Here is a 19,395-nt window from a genome sequence, read left to right as displayed (position 1 = left end):
GCATCCCTATCCTATGCCGGAACCGCCCGGCGTTGGAACAACTGCTTCTGTCTAAAGTCCCACGAATGCACCGGCGAACTGCGCCATGGCCCGCGGGCCGCGCGCCGGGTCGCGCCGGATCGAATGAAAAATCATCGCCAGCCCCGCGCGGTAGGTGCCGAGGCGCACCGCAACCGAAGCGAGATAGCTCAACATTGCCGCTTCTGTGCTGCGCCGGAAGCCGGCCAGCCGCTTGGCATCCAGCCGCGCCGTGATCGACGGATCGCTATAGACGGCTTCGATGCCCGGCTTGACCGCGTCGAACGGCAGCAGGCGGGTGTGCATCGTGCTGGTTTCGTGGACACGGTAGCTCATGACGTAAAGGCCCGGCACGAACAGGAACTCGGTGCGTGCCGCGGCCAGGCACCAGAAGTGCCAGTCCTCGAGCTTTCTCAGGGTCTCGTCGAAGCCGCCGCAGGCATCGAATATTTCGCGCCTGACGATCTGTGCGCCGACCACCATGCAGTTCTTCTGGACGATGCTTTCCAGCACGTCGCCCGTAGGCTTGCGGCGCATCGCCATGAAATGGCGGCGGTTGCCGGCAGAAGCGCCGTCCTGGCGGATCCGGTCGTAGTCCCCATAAACAAGGCCGACATCGGGTTTCGTGCCGGCGGCACTCAGGAGTTCATCCAGGGCGCCAGGACGCGCGAGGTCGTCGGCGTCGATAAAGTAGAGCCATTCGCCGGACGTTTCTCGCACACCGATGTTGCGTGCTGCCGATACGCCGACGGAGGACTTCATGGTGATCACGCGGACGCGCGGGTCGCCAGAAGCCGCTGCCACCTCGCCGCTGCCGTCGGACGAGCCGTCGTCGACGACGATCACCTCGCGGACGCAATCGCCCTGCGCCAGAACGCTGGCAATGGTTTCGGTTATGAAGGGCGCGGCATTGTGCATGGGAATGACGACGCTGATCAGTCCCGACCGCGCCGCCATCGCCACGGAGGACTTGTCCCGATTCAGGTTCTGCGCCGCCTGCCTGTCCACGAATTGAACTCCACACTGTTTCGAAACGACACATGGGATACCGTGCCGTGCTCGTTGTCCTGAGCTTTGCAAGTCATGGGCCAATAAGCGGTCAGGCGGGCGAGGCGGGGATGTTGTGGCCGGAGCGGGCAAACGGCACGCCGCTTGCTTTCGCTGTGACGGAACGCGGAAGGATCGTCTGGGCGGCTGATGCACCACAAGAACGGCATGCTCGTATTTCTGGGATCGAGGATCGCCTCGGCAAGCTTGAACCTGCTTGCCGTTGCGGTCTTTACGCGTCTTGGCGGCGTCGAGACATACGGCACCTATCTGCTCGTGCTCGCATGGTCGTTCATCCTCCACGGTACGATGACGTTCTGGATCGACGAGGCATTCTTCGCCCGTTTTCGCGAGACGGCGCGCATTCGCTATATCTCGAGCGCGCTGGCGATGAAGCTGACGTCGCTCACCATTGTCGCAACGCCGATGGCATTCCTTATCTGGCAAGGCACGTTGACGCCGACCTTCGCGCTGGCGTTGTTCATGATGACGGCCGGGCTTGCTATCCACGAATTCGCGGTCACCGTGCCGCGCACGCGCATGACACCCGCCCTGTCGGCAACAGCCACGATGTTGCGGTCCATATTGACCGTGGGCCTGGGCAGCGCTGCCTTGACGCTTTTTGCCGACGAGGCGGTGGCGTTGCCGATTGCGGTCGCAAGCGCCTACCTCATCTCCGCGGTTCCCATGTTCATCACCTATCGGCGCGAGCTCTTTCGCGGCTTCCGGCGAGAGACGGTCGTGGAGCTTCTGCGCTACGGCTGGCCGCTTATGCTGGCCGGCGGCACGTGGGCGCTTGCCCAGAACGTGGATCGTCTTGCGCTCGGTCATTTCTACGGCTCGGCCAGTATCGGCCCGTATGGAGCGATGGCCGATTTCCTCAAGCAGGGCTTCTTCGTATTCGGCGAAGTGGTCGCGCTTTCGCTGGTGACGCTCGCCAAGCGGGCGGCATCGGAGGGGCGCCACGGCGATGTCAAGCGGGCGCTCAACGAGGCGATGCGTACCATCGCCGTCATAACCGTATTCGGGTCGGTTCTCGTGCTCGCATTGCAGGATACGATCATTGCGGTCTTCTTCGGCGCGCAATTCCATGCATCCGCCAAAGAACTGCTGCCCCTGCTGCTGGTCGCGAGCTCTATCCTTGTCTTCCGCACCTATTATTTCGGTCAGATCGTCTACTTCCTGCCTTCCGGACTGCTGCAGTTCTACGCCTCCGCGTTGCAACTCGCCGTCACCGTCATCCTTGTGGCGCTGCTGGTACCCGAGATGCGCGAGCATGGTGCGGCCATCGCCCTGATTGCGGGCCAGTGCACAAGCTGTGCGGTGGTGATGTTCTGGCGCACCACATCATTCCGCATGCCGGTGCCGCTTCTGGACATCGTCTGGATCGCGACCGCGGGCTTTGCCGTTTGGCTTGCGCATCTCGCGCTGGCGAGCGTGATCCAGCAGGATCTCGTGCGTATCGTCACCGATCTGGTCCTGATCTCGGGCAGTGCAGGGCTGGTGCTTTGGTACTACGACCTTTTTGCCGCGCGGCTGGTGGTGAGGCATGTCCTCGCCTTCGCCCGCTGACGTAAATGCGGCCGACGGGATGTCGGCGCTTTGGATGGAGACGAAGCGATGAACGCGAGACCGATCATCCTCGCCGAAGGAGCCAATCACGATCTGCCAAGCCGGATCGACCGCGCGGCTGCGCTCTGGCTGCGGCGGCATCCGATGCCGGTAAGTCTCGACAGGCCGGTGGTAAGCTTCACCTTCGATGACGTACCCGATAGCGCCATCATCAACGGCGCCCGCATTCTGGAGCAGCAGGGATGTCGTGGCACGTTCTACCTGGCAGGTGGCCTCGCCGGCGGGACGTTCGGGCCATACAACTTTTTCGTGCCTTCCGATGTGCCCTATCTCCTCGACCGTGGCCACGAAGTCGGCTGCCACACCTTCTCGCACCCCGTGGTGCAGACGCTCGACGCGCGCAGGCTTGTGGAGGAGTTCGACCGTAACAGGCAGTGGCTGACCGCCGTCGATCCACGCGCAGAGCCGGTCAGCTTCGCCTACCCCTACGGGGCCGTCGGCTTTTCGCAGAAGGCGCTGACGGCCCGGCGCTTTGCCAACAGCCGGGGTGTGCGGCACGGCCTCAACACAGGCAAAGCCGACCGCGCGCAGCTTCTCGCCATCCAGCTCTACGATTGCAGGCTCGATGAAAAAGGCCTCGACGAAGTCATCGGCGAAGCGGTTAGCAGCAATGCCTGGCTGGTGTTCTACACCCATGATGTGCAGGATGGGCCGAGCGAGCATGGGTGCTCGCCGCGCCTGCTTTCACAGGCGGTCGAGCGGGTGTTGGCCGCTGGCTGCACGGTGGCGCCGATGCGGGAAGCCATGGCGATCGCCGGTGGTGCTGAAAAGCCGCATTAATGAATCCTTAAAGCATTTTGTTAAGCCGCCCTGTTGCGGAATCTTGACGCGAATCAATCGGATACATATCACTCTGCATGTAAGCGGGTTTGGGCGGGCGAAAGTGATTCGCGGATTGGCGCACTTCAGGGCGTCGGTTGTTTTCCGGGATTCCTGTGCCGACCTCAGGCTGTGACCGCTCTGCCAGGGCGTGTCGTGTGGGTCGTTTTCCTGCCGCTGAAATGAGTTTGTCCGTAACAGCGTTGTCTGGGCGGTCTCGCGATGTCGCGGGGCGTTAGCTGGATTCGCGCTTGCGTTTGCGAGTTTCCGACAATCACCGCGCCATGATGGCCGGCAACCCGACGGACCGATGACACAGGCCGCCCCGATTCAGACGACGCAGGACGCACCAGGACCGGTGACGTCGCGTGCGGGGCTTGCGCGATTCATGCGACGCACCTGTAGCGAGATCTGCGCTGACCGCTACATGCTGGTCGAGCCGTCCGTGGAGCGGGGGCCGAAATCCGTCCGCATCATCACCTCAAACTGGATATTCGACGCGCTCGAAGATCTGGGCACGGAAGGCATCGCCGCCGTCATCGAGAGCGGAAATGCAACGGGTCCGGGCATGCAGCCGCGTGCCATCGTGACCGCCGAGGCCACGTTTCTTTCATCCGAGGAAAGGCGCGCCCTGCGAGACCACGGTCATGCCGAGCTCTATTGTCAGAAGCTCGACGCGGGCGGCACGCGCATCTTCGCCCTGTTTTCGGGGAGACCCGACATGGCATCAATGCGGCAGCGCTGGCGCGTGCCCACATGGCCTGCTGCTACGCGCTCAACCAATTCTTCACGGCCACGGGCAGTCGCGCCTCCCGCGACCCGCTGTCCGAGCGCGAGCGCGAATGCCTCGCTTGGGTGTCTCAGGGAAAGACGACCGACGAGGTCGCGGTGATCCTCGGCGTGTCGTCCAATACCGTGAACAGCTACGTTGCGCACGCGATCCAGAAATTTGGCGCCAGCAATCGCGCAATGGCGATCGCCACTGCAATCAGAAGCGGGATCATCTGATGGCTGCGGTCAGGGCTCGGGGAGCACGAATGTTTGACGAAGAAAAGCTGACCGGCTGGAGCCTGCCGGCGGAATGGAGCCCGCAGCACGTGACCGGCCTCCCGGAGGCCGTGCGCGTGTGTCGCAGGATCGCCGACACGATGAATGCCGAGAGCTTCAGCCTTCAGTTCCTGTCGCCCCAAGGCGAGAGCAGGCGTCTGGCGCCGGTTTTCGACAGCGATTTTCCCGGTGTTTCGTTTCTTTCCAAGGCCCTTTCGGCACGCGAAGCGGGCGCATTTGCGCGGCAGATCGCCCAGTCGACCGTGCCGCTGTGGTGGCGTCCCGCAGGGGCCCCGCCCTTTCCGAGTGCTGGAGCGCGCTGCTGGGCGGACGAGATTGAAAACCCGACAGGGTCCGATACTTGCGGTATCGCGTTTCCGGTTTCGCTGGAGCACGGGCGCAGCGGTGTGATCGCTTTCGCGGGCGACAGCATCGTGATCGACGAAGTCGGCTTATGCGACGTTCATGCGCGCTGTTTCGCCCTGTTCGGCGAGGTTGCCAAGCAGCGGCTCGAGGACTGCGCCAAGGCCCTGCCGGTATCCAAGCGCGAGATCGAATGCCTGCGGCTGACAGCCAGCGGAATGACCAGTGAGGATATTGCGTCTTCGCTCGGTCTGTCCGTGCATACGGCCAACCAATATCTCACCAATTCGACGCACAAGCTGAATGCCGTCAACCGCATTCATGCGGTTGCCAAAGCGCTTCGCAGCGGCCTGATCGACTGAAGCTATTTGCTCGCGACCGCCGGCTCGCTTTTGCGGATCCGGGCGCGTTCGAGTGCGGCTTCGAGAAACGCATTGTTCTCCAGCGGATCGGGCGAGGCGTTGTCGAACGAAACGTAGTTGACCTCGACCGACGCATGCTTGGCGGTCATCGTCAGCGCGAAATAGACGGTGACGCCCATGGGCCGCAATTCGAGGTCGAGGACGATGCGGGGAGCATGGCTCCAACTCGCGTGGGCCTCCCCGCCGTGGCCAAGTCGCACCGTGCCGGGCTCGAAATAGAGTTCCGCGGCGGAATCGACGAGATCGGCCACGCTGGCGAACCGCTCAAGGCGGATATAGGCGATATAATCGCCCACATCGACAAGGCGCAGTTCGCTCACCACCTCCTTGATGGCGTTGGCCACGATTATCTCGCGGGTGGATGAATGTGGCTGGCGGTTCATGACGTCACCCTGCCTGCAGCGGGGGCTGCCTTGTTTGCGTATAGGACCCGAACGAGTTCGGCGACCGCCTGATAGAACTGAGGCGGAATCACACTATCCACTGAAACTTGATTGTACATGGAGCGGGCGAGCGTCACATCCTCGAAAATCGGGATTTCGTGTGCTTCCGCGATCTCCCTGATCTTCAACGCTACGAGATCCTGCCCCTTTGCAACGACGACGGGAGCGGGCGTTTCGTCCCGCACATAGCGCAGCGCTATCGAGAAGTGCGTGGGGTTCGCGATGACGAGCGTGGCCTTCGGAACGTCGGCCATCATGCGGCGGCGGGCGCGGTCGCGCTGCAGCGAGCGCAGCCGTGCGCGCATGATCGGATCACCCTCAGCCTGCTTGATCTCGTCCTTGACCTCCTGCTTGGTCATGCGCAGGTCCTGCCGCCAGTGGAAGCGTGTCCACAGCAGGTCGACCGCGGCGATGACGACCATGATGACGGTTATCGCCACTACGATCTCGATTGCGATTTCGCGGATGACCGCACCGAACGCTTCCGGCTGGGTGATCATGCCGGCCAGGAGCCTCGTCTGCGCGTCTCGCATCGTGAAAGCGAGCACTGCGCCGGCGAAGACGAGCTTGCCCAGCGACTTGGCGAATTCCGCCAGTCCCTTCTGGCCGAACAGCCTGCTCCAGCCTTCCTTTGGTGAAACGCGCGAGAGCTTGGGCTGGATACGTTCGCCCACAAAGCGCGGCACGTTCTGGAAAACGGATGCCGCTATGCCGGCTCCCACCAGCAACGCCATCAGGCTTGCCAGCAGCTTGGCGATTTCCAGGAATACCTGGCGGTAGAGAAGCACTGCATCGTGTTCGGTGGCCAGTGACCAGCTCTCGGGACGCTCGAGGAACATCGACAGGAAACCGGCAAGCTCGATCGCGCCCGACTGTGCGATGAAGATCAGGAAGACCAGGATTGCCAGGAACGAGCCGACAACGGGCACCTCCTTGGCGAAGGGCAATTGTCCCTTCTCGACCGCATCACGGATTTTCTTTTCCGTGGCTTCTTCTGTTTTGCTTTCCTTGTCCGCCTGTTCGGCCATTAAGCAACCTGTTCAGCAGAGGACGAAGAGGTCAGGCGGCGCTCTGCATTGCAGGGAGTTCGAGCGCGCCGGTTGCCGCGAGACCGATAGCCGTTGCAGCAATGCGCTTGCGTGCCTTTGCAATCTCCGCCGGCGTTGCGGCATCGGATTCGATCGTGAGTTCCGATTCGATCATGCGGCGCGAGCGGGCGCCGATCGCCGACAGAACGGCTTCGGCCAGGTCCTGCGGTGCGCCGCGAAGCGCCATGGTGACGAGTTCCGTCGAGATGCCGTCGAACAGGGTAACGCGGGCCTTCTGGTCCAGCGTGCCGATGTCGTCGAAGGTGAAGAGCCGGGCCTTGACGGCCTCGATGCCCTCGACGCCGCTCTCCTCAAGATCCGAAACGAGTTCGTCGAGCACGGTCTTGTCGAGCTCGTTGAGGAGGCTGGCAACGCGGGTCTGGCCGGCCGACACGTCCTTGCCGGTCGAATCGGCGGCGATGCGGACGCGAAGCTGGTTTTCGACGAGCTGCTTGGCGGCAGGCTGGACGGAGGTCATCGACAGCATGCGGCGAAGCACCTCGCGCCGCATCGATTTCTCGAAGGTCAGAAGCGCGTTGGCCGCAGGCTGGGACTCCAGATTGGAGAACACCATAGCGATTGTCTGCGGGTGCTCGCCTTCAAGCAGCGCGCCAAGCCGTTCTGCCGGCATTTCTGCAAGGTCGGGCCAGATCGGCGGCGCCTCGTCGCTCATCAGCGACGGCTTCCCCCAGCCCATCAGCGCGCTGATTTCCTCAGGCGACAGCGATTCGTTGAGGATGGTGTCCATCTGATCGCCGGAATCGAGCAGGCCGGCACCTTCGGTAAATTCTTCCTCGAACTCGGCGACGATGTTCTCAAGCTCGCTCTGCGGAATCGTGCGGAGCATTCGGGCTGCGTCGATGAGCGCCTTCAGTTCTTCATGCTTGAAAAAACGCAGAAGCCGGCCAGCCGATGGCTTACCCATGGCCACCATGATGGCGGCGGCTTTCTGAGCCTTCGTCAGCTTGCCTTCCAGGCTCATTCCGACACTGTCCCCGATCTGCAACCCGAGTTTATAACGGCTTAGCCGGGCTTGGCAGTATCAATGATCTGCGTGAGCTTGATGCCGAAACGTGAAGGGTCGTTTTCCAGAACGGTGATCTCACCGCTGGCTATCTTGCGACCGTTGACGACAACGTCGACCGGCTCGCCGATACGGCGGTCAAGCGCCACGGTAGAGCCCTTTTGAAGCGCCATCAGCTCCGAAACCGGCATTTCGGCGCTACCCAGCACGATCTGAACGTCCACAGGGATGTTCATGATGATGTTGGTATTCCCGCTCTGGCTGGGCGCGCGCTCGCTGCGCGCCGGGGCGCGCGGCGCTGCTTCATCGTCGGACAGGTCCGACATTTCCACAGTTTCCTCATCGTGGAGGACGCCGCGCAGCTCCTCGATGGCCTTGTTCAGCTCTTCTTCCTGGCGGTCCTCGCCGAAGCCGGCAGTCTCGTCGGGATTACCAAGCGTGCCGAGCTTGTCGAAATCGGGGATGGATGTGTTCATGTTCGTCTCCTTGAAGGCTTGTTTCGGCAACCGATCCGCGGCTCAGCGCGGCACAAGCCCGGCGATGAATTCCTTGCCCGCGTCGTAGGGCTCTATGATCTGAACCGTGAAGTTCTGGCCGATCTTGCCGAACTCGCAGGTGAAAAGCGTCTTGCGGCGCGCCGACAGCCGTGCGCTTGTCGGTGCGGTCTCCGGCATTTCCAGCACCTGGCCAACAAACAGCTCCGACAATTCGCCAAGCGTCATGCGCGAAAGCGGGATTGTCGCTTCAACCCGAACGCCCGAACGCATGACCTCCTCGCTGAAGCGTGCGCTCCATTCCGCTTCCTGCTCCTGCGGCAGGTCCGCGCCGGCGTCGCCCCGGTGCAGGAGCAACACGCGCTGCGGCATCATCACCGTGAAGCGTCCCTCGCCGGACGGCGTGATGAGCGTGAAGGCGATGCGGACGGCGGGGCCGTCGCGGATCACAAGCTTTTTCAGGTCCTTGCCGGAAATAGCGGACGGCATCGGGAACTTTATCGAAAGCGCGCGCACGCCCGAACCGTTAAGTGCCTTCGCTGTTGCCTCGAAGACCACCGAGGCCAGTTCGAGCTCGATTGAGGTCAGGGCGCGATCGATAGGGGTGACCGGCATATCGGGATCGCCACCGAAAAGCGCACTTACCAGAAGGGCGATAGCGCCGGCATCGGCGATCAGCATCAGCGCATCCGGAGAGGTCGCGGAAGCCGCGACGACCAGTGCGTCGTTTTCGACGTCTGCACGGCGCGCTTCTGCCATGCGGCTCAAGGCAACCGACTCGACTTCGATCTCAATCGGGTAGGAGACCTGTTCGTTGAGGCTCTGGCGGATTGCGGGCAGGGCCCGCAGGCCCAGCGCGCGTGCCGCCTTGATGATGTGGTCGGGCTCTCCCGTGTCGCCGATCAGGCGTTCGACGATGGGATTGCGAGCTGTCGCGACGTCGTTCACGCTACCGCCTCTAAGCTGCGTTTCTGGCCGCGTCGGCGGCGTGCAGGGTGCTTTGCTCGACCGCGTCGATCGACGGGCGGTCGTAAGCCGAGATGGTCTTGCGACCGAACTCGAGGGCGACCTGCGGCAGCGAGCCGTTCATGTATGCAAGCAGGGTCTGCTTCACGATGACATAGAGCCGGTTCTTCTTGTCGCGTACGATCTTCACCTTCTGAGCGATCGGCGCAACCACCGCGTAGTTGAGGAAGATGCCCAGGAACGTGCCGACAAGAGCGGCGCCGACGAGGCCGCCGAGGATTTCCGGCGACTGGTCGATGGCGCCCATGGCCTTGATCACGCCCAGAACGGCCGCGCAGATGCCCAGCGCGGGGAATGCGTCGGCCAGCACCACCAGCGCATGATACGACTTCAGCTTGTCATGTTTGATGGTGTGGATTTCTTCGTCCATCAGCGCCTCGACCTCGAATGGACGGGCGTTGCCGATGATGATGATGCGGCAGTAGTCGCAGATGAAGTTGGTCAGGTCGCGGTTCGAAAGCACGCGCGGAAATGCCTGGAAAACCGAGGATCTGTCCGGATTGTCGATATGCGCTTCGACTTCGTTGCGCGACTTCGTACGCAATTCGCGCATCAGGCTATGCAGTACGCCGAGCGTCTCCAGATAGTCCTGCTCGGTCGGCACCTGGTGGCGAAAGGCTTCCATGATCGCCTTGCCGGAGTCCTTTACGGTTGACACCGGGTTGGCGATCAGAAAAGCGCCGACACCGGCGCCGCCGATGATGACCAGTTCCCAAGGCTGCATGAGCACGTCGAGATGCCCGCCCATGGCCATGTAGCCGCCAAGGACGCAGCCGAAGATCACCACAAAACCGATCAGAATGCCCACGGGGTCCACCTCTACATGCGCGCTGTCATTCTGCTGCCTATCGTGCCGGGCTTGCGCGAAGCTTGAATGGGGGCAGGTGCATCGCATGCAACCGGTGCCGTTCAGCTTCGCGCAAGCATTTTGTGGGTATCTACTGACCGACCATCCGGTGGAATGGAGGCGTGCGTGCTCAATACGTATATGAGTTACAACCTGATTACCCGTGATCTCGACAAGTCGCTTGAGCGCGTCGAGAAGCAACCGGTGGTGCAAAGAGATACCGAATACTACCTCGCCAATATCGGTAAGGTTCGTTCGATCAAGGAATTCGTCGATAATCCTCGGCTTTTTAATTACGCCATGAAGGCTCATGGCCTTGAAGACATGACCTATGCCAAGGCTTTCATGGTCAAGGCGCTGGAAGAGGGCATCACGGACCCGGAAAGCTTCGCCAACAAGCTGATCGACAAGCGCTACGCCGAGTTCGTCAAGAGCTTCAACTTTGCAGCTTATGGCGAATTCGCGACCACCTACACGCTGGCCCAGCACCCGGTGATTGATCTCTATCTGGGCATGCACACGCCCTCCGAAGGTCAGCCGTCCGAATTCCACGTTCAGGAAAGCGCCAACTACGCCCAGAACATCGGCAGCGTGAAATCGATCGATCAGTTCCTGCACAAGGATAACGAACGGCTGCTGACCTACGCCTTGTCCGCCTTCGACCTCGAAGATGCCCTGGATGACAAGGCGTTGGTACGCAAGATGCTGGAAGGCGGCGTGGCTGATCCGAACAGCCCGGCGAACAAGGACGAGAACGAGCAGTGGGCGAAATTCGTCGCGACGTTCGATTTCGTGCGGCTGGGCGAGCACGCGACGACCAACAACGCCGCGCTGCAGCCGTCGGTCGACAAGTTCCTCCGCCAGAAGCTGGAAGAGGATGCCGGTGTCCAGAACGAAGGCGTTCGGCTTGCACTCTATTTCGAGCGCAAGGCAGGCGAGATCACAAACGCCTATCAGATTCTCGGCGACAAGGCGCTAGGCACGGTAGTGCGGACCCTGCTCGGCCTGCCCGACTCCGTCGCCCAGCTCGACGTGGACAAGCAGGCGAAGCTCATCGAGTCTAAAACTCGATCTCAAGGATCTTCAGGACCCCGAGAAACTCGGCAAGCTCATGCAGCGCTTCGCGACGATGTGGGAAATCAACAATCCGACCACGTCGCCCGAGTCCATGCTTGTTAGTCTGTTCCAGCCGATGGAGTTCGGCATCTCGATGGACACCATGATGGCGATCGCCAAGATGCAACGATAGGAAACGAACCTTGCAATCCGGAATCTACGTCGCCCTGTCCTCGCAGATCGCGCTGGACAAACGTCTCACAACCATTGCCGACAACGTTGCCAATGCGAGCACGGTCGGCTTTCGCGCCACCGGTGTGAAGTTCGAGGACCTCGTCAGCGGGCTGGGGTCGCAATCCGTTTCGTTCGTTTCGTCCGGTGACACCTATCTGTCGGAGCAGGCTGGCGGTATTCGCGAGACCGGAAATCCGCTCGACTTCATCATCCAGGGCGACGCGTGGTTCGGCATCGAGACGCCGCAGGGCCCGGTCATGACTCGCGACGGTCGCTTCACGATGCTCGATACGGGGAACTCGTCACGCTCGAAGGCTACCGCGTGCTTGACGCTGGCGGTGCGCCGATCCAGCTCAATCCGCAGGGAGGTCCCCCGGAGGCCGGGGCGGACGGTTCGCTGCGTCAGAACGGTGTTCAGATCGGTGCGATCGGCCTCTTTGATTTCCAGCCCGGTGTCAATTTCCAGCGCTTCGGAAACTCCGGCATTGTGCCGTTTGGTCCGCCCGAACCCATCGTCGACCGTATGGATATCGGCGTTGCTCAAGGTTTCGTCGAGGATTCGAACGTGAACCCGGTGCAGGAGATTACCCGCCTGATTCAGGTTCAGCGCGCCTTCGAGCAAACGTCGGCCCTGATCCGCGACAGCGAGAATGCGCTCGATCAGGCGATCTCTACGCTTGGACCGAACAGGTAGGTTCATGGCCGCCGAGCCTGACATCCAGCCCTTGCCGGTGCAAGCCGCCGTGTCCGCGGCGCCGGCAGACCTGCCGGAGACGACGCTGCATGCACTGGAGCATCTGCAATCCCGCTTCGCCGGTGACCGCATGCTCCTGCGCAACGGCGGACGCATCGACGAGGTTTCCCCCAGCCATTACCGCGTGCGCGGAATCTCGGCGAGCGCGCGGCTCGGCGACGTCATCGAGCATCGGTCGGCATCGGGTGCGCGCTCCGGCGAGATCGTGAGAATCGGCCCGGAAGAAGTGCTGGTGGCTCCATATGAACGCAACGCGGATGCGGGTATCGGCGACCCTGTCTTCATTCAGACCGGGCGCGGCGCTGCTCCCCACGCTTCATGGCGTGGCCGTGTGATCGACGCCCTTGGCCGGCCGGTCGATGGCGCTGGTTCCCTGCTGCAAGGTAAAGCCGGCGAGGCGGCGGCCGCCCCTCTCGCCATGTCCCGCCAGAGGGTAACCACCGGTTTCAGGACCGGCGTGCGCGTGATCGACATCTTCACCCCGATCTGCTTCGGACAGCGTCTCGGCATCTTCGCCGGATCGGGCGTCGGCAAGTCCACGCTGCTGGCGATGCTTGCGAGCGCGGAAGCGTTCGACACGGTTGTGGTGGCGCTGGTCGGCGAGCGAGGACGCGAGGTCCGCGAGTTCCTCGAAGATACCATCGGCGCGGAGAGCCTGGCGAAAACCGTGGCGGTTGTGGCGACCAGCGACGAAAGCGCGATGATGCGCAAGCGCGCGCCGGATATGGCGATGCGTGTCGCCGAGCATTTCCGCGAGCAGGGGCAGCGCGTCCTGCTGGTGCTGGATTCGATCACACGTTTTGCTCACGCGCTGCGGGAAGTGGCGATTGGTGTCGGCGAGCCTCCCGTGGCGCGCGGCTATCCCGCCTCGGTCTTCACCGATCTTCCGAAGCTTCTGGAGCGGGCCGGCCCAGGTGTCGATGGCGCCGGATCGATCACGGCCATTCTTTCGGTGCTGGTCGACGGTGACGATCACAACGACCCGGTCGCCGATTCCATTCGCGGTATTCTCGATGGCCACGTCGTGCTTGATCGGTCGATCGCCGAGCAGGGGCGGTATCCGCCCGTCGATCCTCTTGCGTCGATCTCGCGGCTTGCGCCGAAGGCGTGGACGAAGGAGCAGCAGATACTGGTGACGCGCCTGCGCAGCATGATTGCCCGCTTCGAGGATACCCGCGACATAAGGTTGCTTGGCGCATACCAGCCCGGCGCGGATCCGGAACTCGATCTCGCGGTCCGGCAGGTGCCGACCATATACGAGGCGCTGACGCAGACGCCGCAGGACAGGGTCTCGCCAGATCCGTTCGCCGATCTCGCCCGCCACCTGAGGAGCAAGGAGAAGCCGGTCGATGAACCTGTCGAATAGGCTTGGCCTCGGACACAAGGGCCGTCCGCGGCTCGCGGGCGATGGAACTGCTCTCGCCGAAGCGCGCGATGTGGCCATCAGGACCCTCTATCACGAACGCGACCAGGCTGAGCGTGACGCCTATCAGGCCAAGCTCGCCAGCCGTCACGAAAAAAAGGGTTTGCTGCATCGCCTGGGGTTCCGCAGGAAGGAAGAGCCGGCTCCCTTCGAAGAGTTCAAGGCGCCCAAGGCCGCCCGCGCCAGTTCCGCGCCGCCCGCGCAGGTTGCAAAGCCTGCTGCGCTGCCGCCAAAAGCCAGAAAACGGGACCGCAGCGATATCGTTGTCGCGGCGCTCGGCGTTACACTCGGCCTGACCTGCGCGCTGTTTCCGTGGTATATCTTCTTCAATCAGGAGCAGTTCGGCGTTCGCGAGTTCATTTTCGAAGGCCGCGGCTCGGTAACGCCGCCGTCCAATCTGGTCTATCAGCCAGCGTTGATCAACCAGCCCTTCTCGACCGGCGAAGTGCCGAAGATGAACCTGGACTTCTTCCCCACTGCCACGCTGCCGGGAGAAGAAGATGAGGTTCGGGCCGTCCCCGCCTCGGAGCAGCCGTTTCCATCGGATCTCATAAGCTTCAAGCTGGTCCATGTCGCCAATGGCCGCGCGATGATCGAGGACGATGACGGGCTCTGGGTCGTGCAGCGCGGTTCTCGTCTGCCCGACGCCAGCGAGGTGGCCTCGATCGAGCAGCGGGACGGAAACTGGGTGCTGGTAACGACCCTCGACAAGGTCGTCGAACTGCAGCGCTGACCGCGCGCAAGGTCCACGCAAGACTCACTCCCTAGGGTGGCGCTACGCGTCAAGGGAGTAGCGATGCAACCCGTCAGCCTGTTCGATCTGGCATCCCAGCAAGCCAAGTGGCTTTCGGTGCGCCAGACCGCCGTTTCAAGCAATATCGCCAATGCGAACACGCCCGGCTACGGCATGCGTGAGGTCGAGCCGTTCGAGGCCGTGCTGAACCAGACGAGCGTGTCGATGCGCGCGACGCATCCGCTGCATCTGGCGGGTGCGAATGCGGTGGGCGAATTCAACGTTCGCCAGGTCAACGACGATCATCCGACGATGCCCTCCGGCAACACCGTTGTGCTGGAAAACGAACTGATGAAATCCGGTGAGGTTCGCCGCTCCTTCGAGATGAACACGGCGATCGTCAGGTCGTTTCACCGCATGCTGATGATGACGACCAGGGGGTAGTCATGGTGGATCCGCTCATTTCTTCACTCAAGGTGGCCGCGTCGGGGCTGGGCGCTCAATCCGAGCGCCTTCGCATCGTTTCGGAAAACCTCGCCAATGCACAGTCGACCGGCAATACGCCCGGCGCCGATCCGTTCCAGCGCAAGACGATCACGTTTACCGCCGAGCTGGACCGCGCCTCGGGTGCCCATATGGTGGAAATTTCAGCTATCTCGCCCGATCGCACACCGTTCGTCACCGAATACCAGCCGGGCCACGAGGCCGCTGACGAGCTCGGTTTCGTGAAGATGCCGAACGTCAACGTGCTGGTCGAGATGGCCGACATGCGCGAGGCCAACCGTAGCTACGAGGCGAACCTGCAGACCATCAAGCAGGCACGCGAACTGATTTCCATGACCATTGAACTGATGAGGGGCCAGTAATGATCCAGGGACTCGCAGGGGTCGACAAGGTCGGTCAGGTGGCCGGCATGCTCGACGGCCTCGCCAACATCACCGGCCCGGCGCTCAATCGCCCCAACGTCGCTCCCGAGACGACTTTTGCTGCGGCTCTTTCGGCTGCCTCGGGGCAGGCGATCTCGACATTGCGCAATGCAGAAGGCCTGTCCTTGCAGGCGCTGCAGGGCGAAGCGGACACGCGCGAGGTCGTCGATGCCGTGATGAGCGCCGAACAGACCCTCCAGGCTGCGATCGCGATCCGCGACAAGATCGTGAGCTCCTATCTCGAAATCAGCCGCATGGCGATCTGAGGATTTAAGCGATGAAAGCACTTGCAATCGCCGCCACCGGCATGACCGCCCAGCAGACCAACCTTGAGGTGATCGCGAACAACATCGCGAACATCAACACCACGTCGTTCAAGCGCGCGCGGGCCGAGTTCTCCGACCTGTTCTATCAGGTCGACCGCGTGCAGGGCGCGCCGAACCGGGCCAACCAGGCGCTCGTGCCGGAAGGCACGCATATCGGCCTTGGCGTCAAGACCACCGCGGTCCGCAACATTCACACGCAGGGTCCTCTCGCCGAAACCGGCAACAAGCTGGATGTCGCGATCGCCGGAGGCGGCTGGTTCCAGGTCGAGGGCGTGAACGGCGAGGCGCTCTACACCCGCGCCGGCAGCTTCAACACCAACGCGGAAGGCCAGCTTGTCACGGCCGACGGCTATCTGGTCGCCGGCGGTATCGTCATTCCCGAGGACGCGGTCGAGATCATCGTCAACAAGTCCGGGCAATTCTTCGCGCGCTTCGATGGGCAGGTGCAGCTCGAGGAGCTCGGCCAGCTTACGGTCTCCGTCTTTTCGAATGAGGCGGGCCTTGCGCCGCTGGGGGACAAGCTTTTCCAGGAAACCGACGCGTCAGGGCCCGCCAATGTGGGCGTGCCCGGCGATCCGGGCTTTGGCACGGTCGAGCAGTATTACCTTGAATCGTCCAACGTCGATCCGGTGAAGGAAATCACCGCGCTCATCTCGGCGCAGCGCGCCTACGAGATGAACTCCAAGGTCATCAAGGCGGCAGACGAGATGGCCGCGGTCGTCACCCAGGGACTGAGATAGGACCGATGATGCGTTTTCTCCTGCGCAGGACATTATTGGCAATCGCGCTGCTGGCTGTGGCCGGCGCCGCGCAGGCTTTTGCGCAGGAGACGGTACTGGTGACGACGCGCGTCATCTATCCCGGCGAGACGGTCACCACAGACGCGTTGGAAGAAGTTCCGCTGCGTCGTCAGTTGCGCAACCCGGCCGCCTTCGCGCGTGCATGGGGCCAGATCGACGGCAAGGTTGCCCGGCGCACGCTGTTGCCTGGGCGTCTGATTGGCCTTTCAGCGGTGAGGGACGCCTATCTGGTAGAGACCGGCAAGCCGGTGCAGGTGCGCTTCGTGCAAGGGGTGCTCGAAATCTCGGTTGCGGGCGTGCCGCTGCAGGCTGGCGCCGCCGGTGACCTCGTCAAGGTTCGCAACATCGACAGTGGTGTCGTCTTCACCGGCACGGTGATGGGCGACGGTTCGATAAGAGTTTCCGAATCATGATGCGTGCGCTGATCCTTGCATTCTGCCTCGGTCTCGGTTTCGTCGGCGCCTCCAGTGCCGACGAAGCGCTTGCGAACGGCGCGCAACCGGCCGGCGACGTCTATGGCGGGGCGGCCTATGGCGGCGTGAACCGCAACGACCCGCTTTCCGGACGAGGCTTTACCGTTTCGCGGATCAAGGATGTCGCCACGCTGCAAAGCGCCCGCGACAATCAGCTCGTCGGTTACGGTCTGGTGATCGGCGTGCAGGGCACCGGCGACGGGCTGCGTAATTCACCCTTCACCGAGCAGTCGGTGCGGGCGATGCTGGAAAATCTCGGCATCTCCACGCGTGGCGGTGCATCCCGCTCGCGCAACGTCGCCGCCGTAATCGTAACCGCGAACCTTCCGCCCTTCGTCCAGTCGGGTGCAAGGATTGACGTCAACGTTTCCTCGATGGGCGATGCGACTTCGCTTGCAGGCGGCACGCTGGTAATGACCCCGCTGCGCGCTCCAGATGGTGAGATCTACGCCGTGGCGCAGGGGTCGGTTATCGTCTCCGGTTTCACCGCGCAGGGTCAGGCCGAAACGCTGACGCAGGGCGTGCCCACAAGCGGCCGTGTTCCGAACGGCGCCATTGTCGAGCGGCAGGTGCCGGCCTCCTTCAGCGCGGATACGACGCTCACGCTGCAACTGCGCAATCCAGATTTCTCCACGGCGGTGCGGATCACTGATGCGATCAACGAATATGCGGTGAGCCGTTTCGGCCAGCGGCTGGCCGCCGAGCAGGATGCGCGTACGGTTCTTATCAACCGGCCTTCGAACATCTCTTCTGCGCGTTTCTTTGCCGAGCTGGAAAACATCGTGGTCGAATCCGATGCGCCTGCGCGCGTCGTCGTCGACGAACGAACCGGCACGATCGTGATCGGCCAGCAGGTGCGCATCTCGCGCGTGGCGATTTCCCACGGCGCGCTGACTGTCCGCATCACCGAAATGCCGCAGGTCGTGCAGCCGGAACCATTCTCGCGCGGCGAAACGGCGGTCGAGCCATTCACGGCGATCGATGCGAACCAGCCGGACGCGAATGTCGCCATGCTTGACGGGCCCGACCTTCAGACACTGGTCGCCGGCCTCAACCGGCTCGGCGTGAAGCCGGACGGCATCATTGCGATCCTGCAGGGCATCAAGTCCGCCGGCGCGCTCCAGGCCGAACTCGTGCTGCAATAGGACCAGGACAATGCGCAGCTACCTCAACCTTCGACCACGTGGCACGGCAACCCTGGCTCTCGGCGCCGGCGTCATCCTGGGCGCGTTAGTCTTCGGCGGAACGCCCGCGGCAACGCAGGCTGTCGGTGCGATCACCGAGACAGTCAGCGAGCTGGATGAAGACGTCCGTCGCTTCTGCTCCAACATCGCCGATGCCGCGAGGGACCGCAGATACGCCTTGCAGAAGGCAGAACTCGAGACGCTTCAGAAGGATATCGACCAGCGCATCGAGGCGATGGAGGAAAAGCGCGCCGAATATGAAGCCTGGCTCACGCGCCGCAATGACTTCCTCGCGAAGGCGGAGGAAAACCTCGTCGAGATCTATTCGGTCATGCGGCCGGATGCGGCGGCCGAGCGGCTGGCCGAGGTGCATGTCGAGGTCGCGGCCAGCATCCTGATGAAACTGCAGGCCCGCAAGGCTGGCATCATCCTCAATGAAATGGACAGCAAGGCCGCCGCGGTGCTTACCGGCATTCTCGCGAGCGCCACCCGCAAGCAGGACCCGACATGATCCGCAAGCCGCTTCTTCTCATCGCGGGGCTCGCGCTCGCCGGTTGCTCGACCGTGCGGGAAGAGGTCGGCGTCCCGCCGACGCTTTCGCCGGTAGGCTACGGCGTGGGCGACCCGCAGGCGATCTACACGTATCCGACGCCGCCTGCGCAGGAAGCCAAGCGTTATTCGCTTTGGGACGACCGGCAGAGCAAGTTCTTTACCGATGCGCGCGCGCTGAGCGCCGGCGACATCCTCACGGTTGATATCCGCATCAACGATCGCGCACGATTCCGCAACGAATCCGAACGCAGCCGCACCGGCAGCCGGGGCCTTGGCTTCGGCGCCGATCTGTCGTGGCTGGGGCTTGGAACCGCCGGCGCGGCTAGCGCCGATATCGATTCATCCACGAATTCGAAGGGCGCGGGGGCAACGGCTCGTTCCGAGGACATCCAGCTCCAGGTGGCGGCGGTGGTGACCGAGGTGCTGCCGAACGGGAACCTCGTAATCAGCGGCTCGCAGGAAGTGCTGGTTAATGCCGAACTGCGGGTGCTGACGATTACCGGCATTGTGCGGCCGTCCGACATCGGCGCGGCCAATACCGTGTCCTATGAGAGGATCGCAGAGGCGCGTATCTCCTACGGCGGTAGGGGCCGACTGACGGAGGTTCAGCAGCCGGCCTACGGGCATCAGGTTCTCGACAACCTGCTTCCGTTCTAGGGGTGAC

Annotated in this window: 23 protein-coding genes and 1 pseudogene; 17 read left to right on the top strand and 7 right to left on the bottom strand. The window is 62.7% G+C overall.

The window, feature by feature from the left end; translation table 11 throughout:
- Positions 1-51 precede the first annotated feature (51 nt).
- Positions 52-1,026 carry a glycosyltransferase family 2 protein gene (locus HK436_RS21855; RefSeq protein WP_173193150.1) on the bottom strand — a complete coding sequence of 325 codons (975 nt, stop codon included), beginning with the start codon at positions 1,024-1,026 and terminating at the stop codon, positions 52-54.
- A gap of 207 nt (positions 1,027-1,233) precedes the next feature.
- Between HK436_RS21855 and HK436_RS21850 the strand changes: the two genes are divergently transcribed.
- The 5 genes from HK436_RS21850 to HK436_RS21835 all read left to right on the top strand — a co-directional run bounded on the left by HK436_RS21850 (position 1,234) and on the right by HK436_RS21835 (position 5,288).
- Entirely contained in the window at positions 1,234-2,637 is a 1,404-nt protein-coding gene (locus HK436_RS21850; RefSeq protein ID WP_173193148.1) for an oligosaccharide flippase family protein, read from the top strand.
- 48 nt (positions 2,638-2,685) lie between these two features.
- Positions 2,686-3,477 (top strand): polysaccharide deacetylase family protein, encoded by a 792-nt coding sequence (locus tag HK436_RS21845; protein WP_173193146.1) that lies wholly within the window; start codon positions 2,686-2,688, stop codon positions 3,475-3,477.
- Positions 3,478-3,904: 427 nt separating this feature from the next.
- Positions 3,905-4,408: a hypothetical protein gene (locus HK436_RS21840; RefSeq protein ID WP_244649340.1), complete on the top strand. Its 504-nt coding sequence runs from the start codon at positions 3,905-3,907 to the stop codon at positions 4,406-4,408.
- The gene (locus HK436_RS31625) at positions 4,372-4,524 is read left to right on the top strand and encodes a helix-turn-helix transcriptional regulator (protein ID WP_312860696.1); all 153 of its coding nucleotides are present in this window, start codon (positions 4,372-4,374) and stop codon (positions 4,522-4,524) included. The genes HK436_RS21840 and HK436_RS31625 overlap by 37 nt, the downstream gene beginning before the upstream one ends.
- 29 nt (positions 4,525-4,553) lie before the next feature.
- Positions 4,554-5,288 carry a helix-turn-helix transcriptional regulator gene (locus HK436_RS21835; protein WP_244649105.1) on the top strand — a complete coding sequence of 245 codons (735 nt, stop codon included), beginning with the start codon at positions 4,554-4,556 and terminating at the stop codon, positions 5,286-5,288.
- 2 nt (positions 5,289-5,290) lie between these two features.
- Here the strand turns inward: HK436_RS21835 and HK436_RS21830 are convergent, their stop codons facing one another.
- The 6 genes from HK436_RS21830 to motA are packed head-to-tail and all read right to left on the bottom strand — an operon-like array spanning position 5,291 to position 10,231.
- On the bottom strand, positions 5,291-5,731 hold the full coding sequence (locus HK436_RS21830) for a BspJ family T4SS effector nucleomodulin (RefSeq protein ID WP_173193144.1): 441 nt from the start codon (positions 5,729-5,731) through the stop codon (positions 5,291-5,293).
- A complete protein-coding gene (flhB, locus tag HK436_RS21825) occupies positions 5,728-6,819 on the bottom strand; it encodes a flagellar biosynthesis protein FlhB (protein WP_173193142.1) in 1,092 nt (363 codons plus the stop codon). The genes HK436_RS21830 and flhB overlap by 4 nt, the downstream gene beginning before the upstream one ends.
- A gap of 31 nt (positions 6,820-6,850) precedes the next feature.
- Entirely contained in the window at positions 6,851-7,861 is a 1,011-nt protein-coding gene (locus HK436_RS21820) for a flagellar motor switch protein FliG (RefSeq protein WP_173193140.1), read from the bottom strand.
- A gap of 41 nt (positions 7,862-7,902) precedes the next feature.
- Positions 7,903-8,379 carry a flagellar motor switch protein FliN gene (gene fliN / locus HK436_RS21815; RefSeq protein WP_173193138.1) on the bottom strand — a complete coding sequence of 159 codons (477 nt, stop codon included), beginning with the start codon at positions 8,377-8,379 and terminating at the stop codon, positions 7,903-7,905.
- Between the two features lie 42 nt (positions 8,380-8,421).
- On the bottom strand, positions 8,422-9,345 hold the full coding sequence (locus tag HK436_RS21810; RefSeq protein WP_173193136.1) for a FliM/FliN family flagellar motor switch protein: 924 nt from the start codon (positions 9,343-9,345) through the stop codon (positions 8,422-8,424).
- A 10-nt stretch (positions 9,346-9,355) separates the two neighbouring features.
- Positions 9,356-10,231: a flagellar motor stator protein MotA gene (motA, locus tag HK436_RS21805; protein WP_173193134.1), complete on the bottom strand. Its 876-nt coding sequence runs from the start codon at positions 10,229-10,231 to the stop codon at positions 9,356-9,358.
- A gap of 66 nt (positions 10,232-10,297) precedes the next feature.
- Between motA and HK436_RS21800 the strand changes: the two genes are divergently transcribed.
- The 12 genes and pseudogenes from HK436_RS21800 (at position 10,298) to flgH (ending at position 19,388) form a co-directional block, all read left to right on the top strand.
- Entirely contained in the window at positions 10,298-11,449 is a 1,152-nt protein-coding gene (locus HK436_RS21800) for a DUF1217 domain-containing protein (RefSeq protein ID WP_312860659.1), read from the top strand.
- 80 nt (positions 11,450-11,529) lie between these two features.
- A pseudogene (flgF, locus tag HK436_RS21795) lies at positions 11,530-12,254 on the top strand (flagellar basal-body rod protein FlgF).
- 4 nt (positions 12,255-12,258) lie between these two features.
- On the top strand, positions 12,259-13,680 hold the full coding sequence (gene fliI / locus HK436_RS21790) for a flagellar protein export ATPase FliI (RefSeq protein WP_173193132.1): 1,422 nt from the start codon (positions 12,259-12,261) through the stop codon (positions 13,678-13,680).
- Positions 13,664-14,470 (top strand): hypothetical protein, encoded by an 807-nt coding sequence (locus HK436_RS21785; protein ID WP_173193130.1) that lies wholly within the window; start codon positions 13,664-13,666, stop codon positions 14,468-14,470. The genes fliI and HK436_RS21785 overlap by 17 nt, the downstream gene beginning before the upstream one ends.
- A 63-nt stretch (positions 14,471-14,533) precedes the next feature.
- Positions 14,534-14,914 carry a flagellar basal body rod protein FlgB gene (gene flgB, locus HK436_RS21780; RefSeq protein ID WP_173193128.1) on the top strand — a complete coding sequence of 127 codons (381 nt, stop codon included), beginning with the start codon at positions 14,534-14,536 and terminating at the stop codon, positions 14,912-14,914.
- 2 nt (positions 14,915-14,916) lie between these two features.
- The gene (gene flgC / locus HK436_RS21775) at positions 14,917-15,336 is read left to right on the top strand and encodes a flagellar basal body rod protein FlgC (protein ID WP_194248557.1); all 420 of its coding nucleotides are present in this window, start codon (positions 14,917-14,919) and stop codon (positions 15,334-15,336) included.
- A 47-nt stretch (positions 15,337-15,383) separates the two neighbouring features.
- Positions 15,384-15,662, top strand: a complete 279-nt coding sequence (fliE, locus tag HK436_RS21770) for a flagellar hook-basal body complex protein FliE (RefSeq protein WP_173193726.1) — start codon at positions 15,384-15,386, stop codon at positions 15,660-15,662.
- 11 nt (positions 15,663-15,673) lie between these two features.
- On the top strand, positions 15,674-16,462 hold the full coding sequence (flgG, locus tag HK436_RS21765; protein WP_173193126.1) for a flagellar basal-body rod protein FlgG: 789 nt from the start codon (positions 15,674-15,676) through the stop codon (positions 16,460-16,462).
- Between the two features lie 5 nt (positions 16,463-16,467).
- Positions 16,468-16,935 carry a flagellar basal body P-ring formation chaperone FlgA gene (gene flgA, locus HK436_RS21760; RefSeq protein WP_312860658.1) on the top strand — a complete coding sequence of 156 codons (468 nt, stop codon included), beginning with the start codon at positions 16,468-16,470 and terminating at the stop codon, positions 16,933-16,935.
- Complete coding sequence (locus HK436_RS21755) at positions 16,932-18,140, top strand: flagellar basal body P-ring protein FlgI (protein WP_173193124.1); 1,209 nt, start codon at positions 16,932-16,934, stop codon at positions 18,138-18,140. The genes flgA and HK436_RS21755 overlap by 4 nt, the downstream gene beginning before the upstream one ends.
- A gap of 10 nt (positions 18,141-18,150) precedes the next feature.
- Complete coding sequence (locus HK436_RS21750) at positions 18,151-18,690, top strand: MotE family protein (RefSeq protein ID WP_244649101.1); 540 nt, start codon at positions 18,151-18,153, stop codon at positions 18,688-18,690.
- On the top strand, positions 18,687-19,388 hold the full coding sequence (gene flgH / locus HK436_RS21745; RefSeq protein ID WP_173193122.1) for a flagellar basal body L-ring protein FlgH: 702 nt from the start codon (positions 18,687-18,689) through the stop codon (positions 19,386-19,388). Before HK436_RS21750 ends, flgH begins: the two co-directional genes overlap by 4 nt.
- Positions 19,389-19,395: the final 7 nt, after the last annotated feature.

Origin of the sequence: Neoaquamicrobium sediminum, from assembly GCF_013240295.1 — a bacterium.
Lineage (GTDB): Bacteria > Pseudomonadota > Alphaproteobacteria > Rhizobiales > Rhizobiaceae > Aerobium > Aerobium sediminum.
This window is presented reverse-complemented; position numbering and strand designations above follow the sequence as displayed.